This window comes from Tepidimonas charontis (assembly GCF_007556685.1).
Lineage (GTDB): Bacteria > Pseudomonadota > Gammaproteobacteria > Burkholderiales > Burkholderiaceae_C > Tepidimonas > Tepidimonas charontis.
In genome coordinates, this window is sequence record NZ_VJON01000067.1 from 1 (window position 1) to 6,763 (window position 6,763).

General features: G+C 69.6%; 8 protein-coding genes. 1 reads left to right on the forward strand and 7 read right to left on the reverse strand.

What is annotated here, in order from left to right:
• The 3 genes from Tchar_RS12945 to Tchar_RS12955 form a co-directional block, all read right to left on the reverse strand.
• On the reverse strand, window positions 1–362 hold a 362-nt coding region (locus Tchar_RS12945), incomplete at its 3' end, for a hypothetical protein (protein WP_408033619.1).
• The gene (locus Tchar_RS12950; RefSeq protein ID WP_144329405.1) at window positions 359–613 is read right to left on the reverse strand and encodes a hypothetical protein; all 255 of its coding nucleotides are present in this window, start codon (window positions 611–613) and stop codon (window positions 359–361) included. The genes Tchar_RS12950 and Tchar_RS12945, both read right to left, overlap by 4 nt.
• Window positions 614–1,318: 705 nt before the next feature.
• Window positions 1,319–3,016 (reverse strand): ABC transporter permease, encoded by a 1,698-nt coding sequence (locus tag Tchar_RS12955; RefSeq protein ID WP_144329406.1) that lies wholly within the window; start codon window positions 3,014–3,016, stop codon window positions 1,319–1,321.
• Window positions 3,017–3,068: 52 nt separating this feature from the next.
• Here Tchar_RS12955 and Tchar_RS12960 point away from each other — a divergent pair, with 52 nt between their 5' ends.
• Window positions 3,069–4,205 (forward strand): ABC transporter ATP-binding protein, encoded by a 1,137-nt coding sequence (locus Tchar_RS12960; protein WP_144329407.1) that lies wholly within the window; start codon window positions 3,069–3,071, stop codon window positions 4,203–4,205.
• An 83-nt stretch (window positions 4,206–4,288) separates the two neighbouring features.
• On the opposite strand, the gene Tchar_RS12965 is transcribed toward Tchar_RS12960, so the two are convergent.
• From Tchar_RS12965 to Tchar_RS12980, 4 genes are all read right to left on the reverse strand, one after another.
• Window positions 4,289–4,876, reverse strand: a complete 588-nt coding sequence (locus tag Tchar_RS12965; protein ID WP_144329408.1) for a cyclic nucleotide-binding domain-containing protein — start codon at window positions 4,874–4,876, stop codon at window positions 4,289–4,291.
• Complete coding sequence (locus Tchar_RS12970) at window positions 4,848–5,354, reverse strand: copper chaperone PCu(A)C (RefSeq protein ID WP_144329409.1); 507 nt, start codon at window positions 5,352–5,354, stop codon at window positions 4,848–4,850. The genes Tchar_RS12965 and Tchar_RS12970 overlap by 29 nt, the downstream gene beginning before the upstream one ends.
• An 89-nt stretch (window positions 5,355–5,443) precedes the next feature.
• The gene (locus tag Tchar_RS12975; RefSeq protein WP_144329410.1) at window positions 5,444–6,019 is read right to left on the reverse strand and encodes an SCO family protein; all 576 of its coding nucleotides are present in this window, start codon (window positions 6,017–6,019) and stop codon (window positions 5,444–5,446) included.
• A gap of 176 nt (window positions 6,020–6,195) precedes the next feature.
• The gene (locus Tchar_RS12980) at window positions 6,196–6,585 is read right to left on the reverse strand and encodes a DUF2946 domain-containing protein (RefSeq protein WP_161595540.1); all 390 of its coding nucleotides are present in this window, start codon (window positions 6,583–6,585) and stop codon (window positions 6,196–6,198) included.
• Window positions 6,586–6,763 lie beyond the last annotated feature (178 nt).

Below are 6,763 nucleotides of genomic sequence, written 5' to 3' on the forward strand. Positions count from 1 at the left end.
GCTTTGGCGCGCTTTTTCTCGCCCTTGCTGCCTTTCTGCGGGGCCGGGGCGGGCTCGGCGTCTCCGAGTAGCCGGCGCTCGAGGTCGGCCATGATGGCCTCGTCCTCGGGAGAGGGGGCGGGGGCCGGCTCCGCAGCCGGCTTGCGGCTAAAGGCCGCGCGCACGCTCTCGCGCAGCGCAGCACCGGCGGCGGCGGTGCGCTCGCGCGCGACGAGCCCGGCGGCGGTGCCCAGCTCGGCAGCGCTCACGCCGCGCACGGCGAGAGCGAGAGCGGGGGTCAGCACGGCGCATACGAGCGCGCCCACGAGCGCGAGGCGCGCTCGCGCGCGCAGGCGGCCAGCGCGTACGAGCAGGGGCGTCATGCCGCACCCCCTTTCGCGGCGATGCGGGCACGCGCCCAGCGGGCGGCGGCGCGCAGGCTCCACAAGCTGGCGGCAGCGGTGGCGAGGAGGATCCCCGCGACGGCGGCCAGGCCGCCGGGGGTGGGGCGGATCCCAAGCGCGACGACCGCGAGCGCGGCGGCGGTGCCGCCGGCGGCGGTGGCGGTGACGAGGGCGAGGAGGGCCGCGGCGGTGCCCGCGGCGTGGCGGAGGGGGGTAGAGACGGTGAGCATGTGAAGACTCCTGAGAGGTGGCGGCGCGGGATGCGCCCGCCTACACCTCTTCTGCAGGAATGCGACACATACGCGCGACAGAGCACGAGAAACAGCGCGTGTCACTCTCTAGAGACCGAAAAGCCCCGCGCAGCGGGGCATCCCAAAAGAGGGATCTTTCAATCGGGGTGGGGTAGCGGGCCGCGCCGGAAGACCTCGGCACGGCAGCGGGTGGGCAAGCCGGAACCCGCGCGCAGCGCGGGCCGTCCACGGCCGCCGTGGCGGCGGTGGGCGGCGGCTTGTCCACGCGCGCCCACGCGATGGACTCACTGCGCGGCACGCGTAGGGGCGGGGCTCCGCCCCTTGCTAGAGCTTGGCAGTGGCGGTGGCACAGCAAAAACACCACCCCGCCCCCCAGGGGCGGGAGAGGGTGTCGCCAGGTGTCGCCAGGTGTCGCCACCGCGTGGCGACACAAAACACTAGAAAAATCAACGGCTTACGCACGGTGTCGCCGCTGTCGCCGCTGTCGCCGGGGGTGGACAGGATGAAACCTCTCCCCGCCCCTCGGGGGCGGGGGTGGTGTGTTATGTATGGGGGTATATGTGGGGGTATCGGCTACAAACCTTAAGCCTAAAAAGCTTTGAAAATCAATGCTTTGTGAAGTTAGTAAAAATCCTGGCGGGGGGACCATCGGGTGTGGTGCGCTGGCGTACACGCGCCCGCCGCTCACGTGGCGCCGACCTCGCCGCGGCGCAGCGCGCGGCTGAGCAGCACCACCGGCAGCAGCCCCACCAGCACCAGCGTCAGCGCGGGCAGCGCAGCCTCGCCCAAACGTTCGTCACGCGCTAATTGGTGTGCCACCACCGCCAAGGTATCGGTGTCGAACGGGCGCAACACCAGCGTGGCCGGCAGCTCCTTCATCACGTCCACGAACACCAGCAGCCAGGCCGCCAGCACCGAACGCGTCAGCAACGGGCGGTGCACCCGCCACCACAGCCGCCAGCCGCAGACGCCCAGCGTCACCGCCGCATCGTCCCAACTGGTGGGCACACGGCTGTAGCCGCTGTGCACCGATTGCAGCGCCACCGCAGTAAAGCGCACCAGATAGGCCCACATCAACCCCAGCACCGTCGCCGTCACCCAGCCAGCCAGCGGACTGTCCGCCCAGCGCGCCTGCACCCAGCCCACTGGCAGCAACAAGCCCACGACGATCACCGCCCCCGGCACCGCGTAGCCCAATCCCACCACGCGCACCGCCACCCGGTTCCACCACGTTGGCAAGCGGCGCACCACCCACGCCAGCGCCAACGCAGCGCCCGTGGCCAGGGTCGCGCTCACCGCAGCCAGCCACAGGCTGTTGCGCGCCCAGCCGACGAAGGCCTGCCAGGGCAGCGTGTCCCACCCCAGCCACAGGGGACGCAGCATGAACGACACCGGCAGTACGAAACCGAACATCAGCGGCGCTGCGCACACGGCCCACACGGCCCACACCTGGGGACCGCGCAAGCGAACGGCCTGCGCCGCGGGCCCAGCGCGACCGCTACGCTGCACGGCAAACCGCAGTCGGCGCTGCGCGCGCTGCTCCAGCCACAGCAGGAGCGCCACCGTGGCCAACAGCCCCATTGCCAGTTGGGCTGCCGCCACCCGATCGTCCATCACCAGCCACGCCTTGTAGATGCCGGCGGTCAGGGTCTGCACGCCAAAGTAGCTCGACACACCGAAGTCCGCCAGGGTCTCCATCAGGGCCAGCGCCACCCCGGCGGCCAATGCCGGCCGTGCCAGCGGCAGCGCCACCGCGCGCACCCGCCGGCCCCACGAAGCCCCCAGTAGCTGCGCGGCCTCCAGCAACTGCGGGGCGCGCTCGGTCAGCGCGGTGCGCACCAGCAAATAGACATATGGATAGAGGGTGAATACGAACACCCACCCCGCGCCCCAGGCATTGCGAATCTCCGGAAAAACCCGCCCCTGCCAGCCAAACGTCTCTCGCAGCCAGGTCTGCAGCGGTCCGGCGTACTGCAAAAAGTCGGTATAGGCGTAGGCCACCACATAGGCCGGCATTGCCAGCGGCAACAGCAGCAGCCACTCGGCCACACGGCGGCCGGGAAAGTCCAGCAGGGTCACCGCCGCCGCCGTCACACTGCCCACCAGCGCCACACCCAACGCCACCCCCAAGGCCAACCCCGCCGTCGTGCCCACATAGTCCGGCAGCGTGGTGGCCGCCATGGCGCTCAGCACTTGCAGCGCCTGCGCATCCCACGTCAGCGCAGCGCTCAGCAGGGCCCACACTGGCAAGCCCAGCAGCAGCGCAAAGGCAATGATGATCAGGCTGGCCGCGTGCACCCGCCCGCGCCACCACGGCGCCGCGGGCTCGGGGTACGGCGCCGTCGGCACCGGCGCGGCCGAAACGCGGAAGCGGTCACCCATCCTGTACCTCATAGGTTGCAAATGAGAATACGCATTATCTACAATCGTTCGCATGGAACTGGATCTTGCCCATGTCAGCGTGTGCTTTCCCGCCGCCGCGCAACCCGCCGTCGACGACGTCTCATTCGGCTTAGGGGCTGGACAGATTGGGGTGCTGATCGGCCCCTCGGGCTGCGGCAAAACGACCTTGCTGCGTGCGGTGGCAGGGTTGGAGCCGTTGGCCGCGGGGCGCATTGCGCTCGGGGGCCGGGTCGTCAGCGGCCCCGGGGTTCACACCCCCCCACAGCAGCGCCGCATCGGCCTGGTGTTTCAGGATTACGCTCTGTTCCCGCATCTGGATGTGGCGCGCAACGTGGCGTTCGGTCTGCACGCGCTGCCAGCGGCACAGCAGCGCGCCCGCGTGGACGAAGTGCTGGCGCTGGTGGGACTGGACGGGCTGCAAACGCGCTTTCCGCACGAACTCTCGGGCGGTCAGCAGCAGCGCGTGGCGCTGGCGCGCGCCTTGGCACCGCAGCCGCGGCTGCTGTTGCTCGACGAGCCGTTTTCCACTCTGGATGTCGATTTGCGCGAGCGCCTGGCGCACGAAATCCGCGCCATCATCAAGGCCGCCGGCATCACGGCGCTCTTCGTCACCCACGACCAGATGGAGGCCTTTGCGATCGGTGACGTTATCGGCGTCATGCACCAGGGCCGCCTGCATCAATGGGACGACGCCTACACGCTCTACCACCGCCCGGCTACGCGTTTCGTGGCCGAGTTCATCGGCCACGGCGTGTTCGTGCCGGCACGCATCCGCCAGCAGGGTCAGGAGGTGGTGGTGGACACGCCGCTGGGGCCGCTGCACGGGCCGCAGGAATGCCCTCTGCCCAGCGCCTACCCGGACGGGTTGTGCGAAATTTTGCTGCGCGCCGACGACATCGTGCACGACGACGCCTCGCCGGTGAAGGCACAAATCGTGCGCAAGGCCTTTCGCGGCGCCGAGTTTTTGTACACGCTGCGGCTGGCCAGCGGTGAGACGGTGCTGGCGCACGTGCCCTCGCACCACGACCACGACGTCGGCGAGTGGATCGGCATTCGCAATGCCATGGACCATTTGGTGACGTTCGCGCGTGGGGCCGGCGCGGCTTCACCGCCAGCCCCGGCGGCGCCGCGCGCCCAACCGTCGGTGCCACAAGCCGCTGCCGCCTGAGCCATACCCAGCGCGGCGGCGTTAGCCGCCGCTGCACCGCCGCGGTGCGGGCAAACCGGATTGGCCCTGCACGGTGCAGCGACTCAGGCGGCCGCCAGCATGGCGTACCCCTCGCGCGAGCGCGGCAGCAGTTGCCCCAGCACGCGACACACCGTCTCGTGCTTGGCATCGACCAGGTCGGCCAACACCCGCAAGGGAGGCAGCGCTTCCCGCAGCGCGTGGACATCGCTGGGGCCGACGACGGACAGCGGCGCTGCAGACCCCTGCAGCAGCGCCAAAAAAGCCGCCAAGCGTGCCGCCACCGGCCCGGTGCGCAGGCGCGCCATGTCGTGGCAGCGCTGCGGCAGCTGCAGCAAGGCCTCGACCAGCCAGTGCCGGCGCTCGACCTCGTCGCGGGGTGCGCAAGGCTGCAGCGACACCGGGGTCACGGCGGTGGCGCGCCACTGATGCGGGTGATGGCACAAGGAGTCGGCACCCAGCCAATCGCCGGGCAGCGCCAGCATCACCAGCACGGGACCGTCCGCCGTGGGGCGGTCGAGCCGCACGATACCGCGCTGCACACGCCAGCAGCCGCCGACGTCACCGGCATCGAACAGCACCGCCCCACGGGGCAGAAGGCTCGGCAGCGTGTGAGCCGTGGCGTCAGTGCTTGTGGTCGCCGTGTCCGCCATGGTTGTGCCCTCCCGATGCGCCGCCTTTCATCGGTGCCGCCGCACCCAAGGCCTTGACCGGTGCCGTCACCGCTTGCGTGACGCGCTGCCCGGCCGCGTTTTCGAACACCAAGGTGATCGGTACCTCTTGGCCCGCGCCCAGCGGTTGCTTCAGATCCATCAACATCACGTGGTAGCCGCCGGGCTTGAGCTCCACCGCCCGGTTGGCCGGCAGCGCCAGCCCGGGGATGGCGCGCATGCGCATCACATTGTTGTCCATGGCCATTTCGTGGATTTCCACGACCCCGGCCACGGGCGACTCAGCCGCCACCAGGCGCATCGGCTCCGGCGCCGTCAGGCGCATGAAGGCGCCCGTGGCCTTCTGCTGCGCCACCGTGCCACGCACCCAGGGGTCTTCCACCTTCACCGTCTGCGCATGGGCGGCGGCTGCCACGCCCAACACAACGGCACACACGAAACGCTGATATCCGATCCTCATCACACACTCCTTGTCCTGAAATATCGGGGCCGAGACGACCCCCCCGAACGAAAACAGATGGCAAACAGATGGTCTGCGCAGCGACTCAATCAACGCGCGCGGTCGGCCTCGCGCAGCAATTGCGCGATGTCGTGCGCGTAGTCCTCAGCCGTTTGCTCGTGTTTGAGCACCACGCGCAGCCGACCCGCTGGGTCAAACAGATAGGTCTGAGCCGAATGATCCATGGTGTAGCCACTGCCGGTGGGCACCTTGGCGTAGTACACCTTGAACTCGCGCGCCGCCGCGGCGATTTCCTCGGCGCTGCCGGTCAAGCCCAAGAAAGACGGGTGGAAGGCCGCCAAGTACTCGCGCAGCAGCGCAGGGGTGTCGCGCTCGGGGTCCACGGTCACGAACAGCAACTGCACACGCTTGGCCTCCGGCCCCAGGCGCTGCAGCACCTCCACGGCGCGCGACAGGGCGGTCGGACAGACGTCCGGACACTGGACGAAGCCGAAGTACAGCATCACGACCTGGCCGCGAAAATCGGCCAGCGTGCGGCGTTGGCCGTGCTGATCGGTCAGCGACAGCGTGCGCCCGTACGGCGCACCGGTGACGTCGATACCGCGAAAGGTCGGCTGCTGGACGGGCTCGCAGCCCGTCAGCCACAGCCATGACGCGCCGACCATGGCGCCCGTCGCGCCGCACCAGCGGCGGCGCGACCACCCTGGCTTACGATGCGTTGACACGTTGGCATCCCCCTTTTCCTCGCACACCATCCCGGGGATGGCCGAGGCTCACACCCTATCCGCAGGCGCACCACAGACGCACCGGCGGCTCATTGCCGCTGGGACACCCAGCGCATTCAGGCCGGGAGCAAGACGGGGGGAGCGCGCGGCGCCGGGTGGCTCCAGCGCAAGGGGCCCGGACCGTGGGCATCGGCGCCCTCTGGGGCGGCGGAGTCGGCCACGCGAGCGAATACCGGCAGCGGGGACGTCGGCGGCAGCGCGACGGTGGCGGTTTGCCACTGACACCAGTCACAGCCGCCGCTGGTCGCCGTCGGGCCATCGGCAGGCGCCGTATCCGCCGATGCGCCGGTCGAGATGCTGACACGCACGACGCCCGTGCTGGTGCAGATCTCGATGCCTTCCTGCGCCGCTGGCAGCAGCACGCGCGCCATCGCGGGCGACAGCGTGGCCCACAAGATGGCGATCAAGGCCAGCCCATGCGGCCAGCGGGCGCGGCGCACATCCATGGCGGGCATTGTAGCCACAACGCAACGGCGCTGCAAGGCCCGGATCGACGCTGTAGAAGCAAGATAGTAATGTCCGCTTCCGGCAAAGTAGAAATGTCCGCTTGTTGGTCTGGAAGCGGAGGGCTGGGTGGACAAGCGCATCGAGATGAGCGAGCGGGAGATCGAGCGGCTCAAGGTG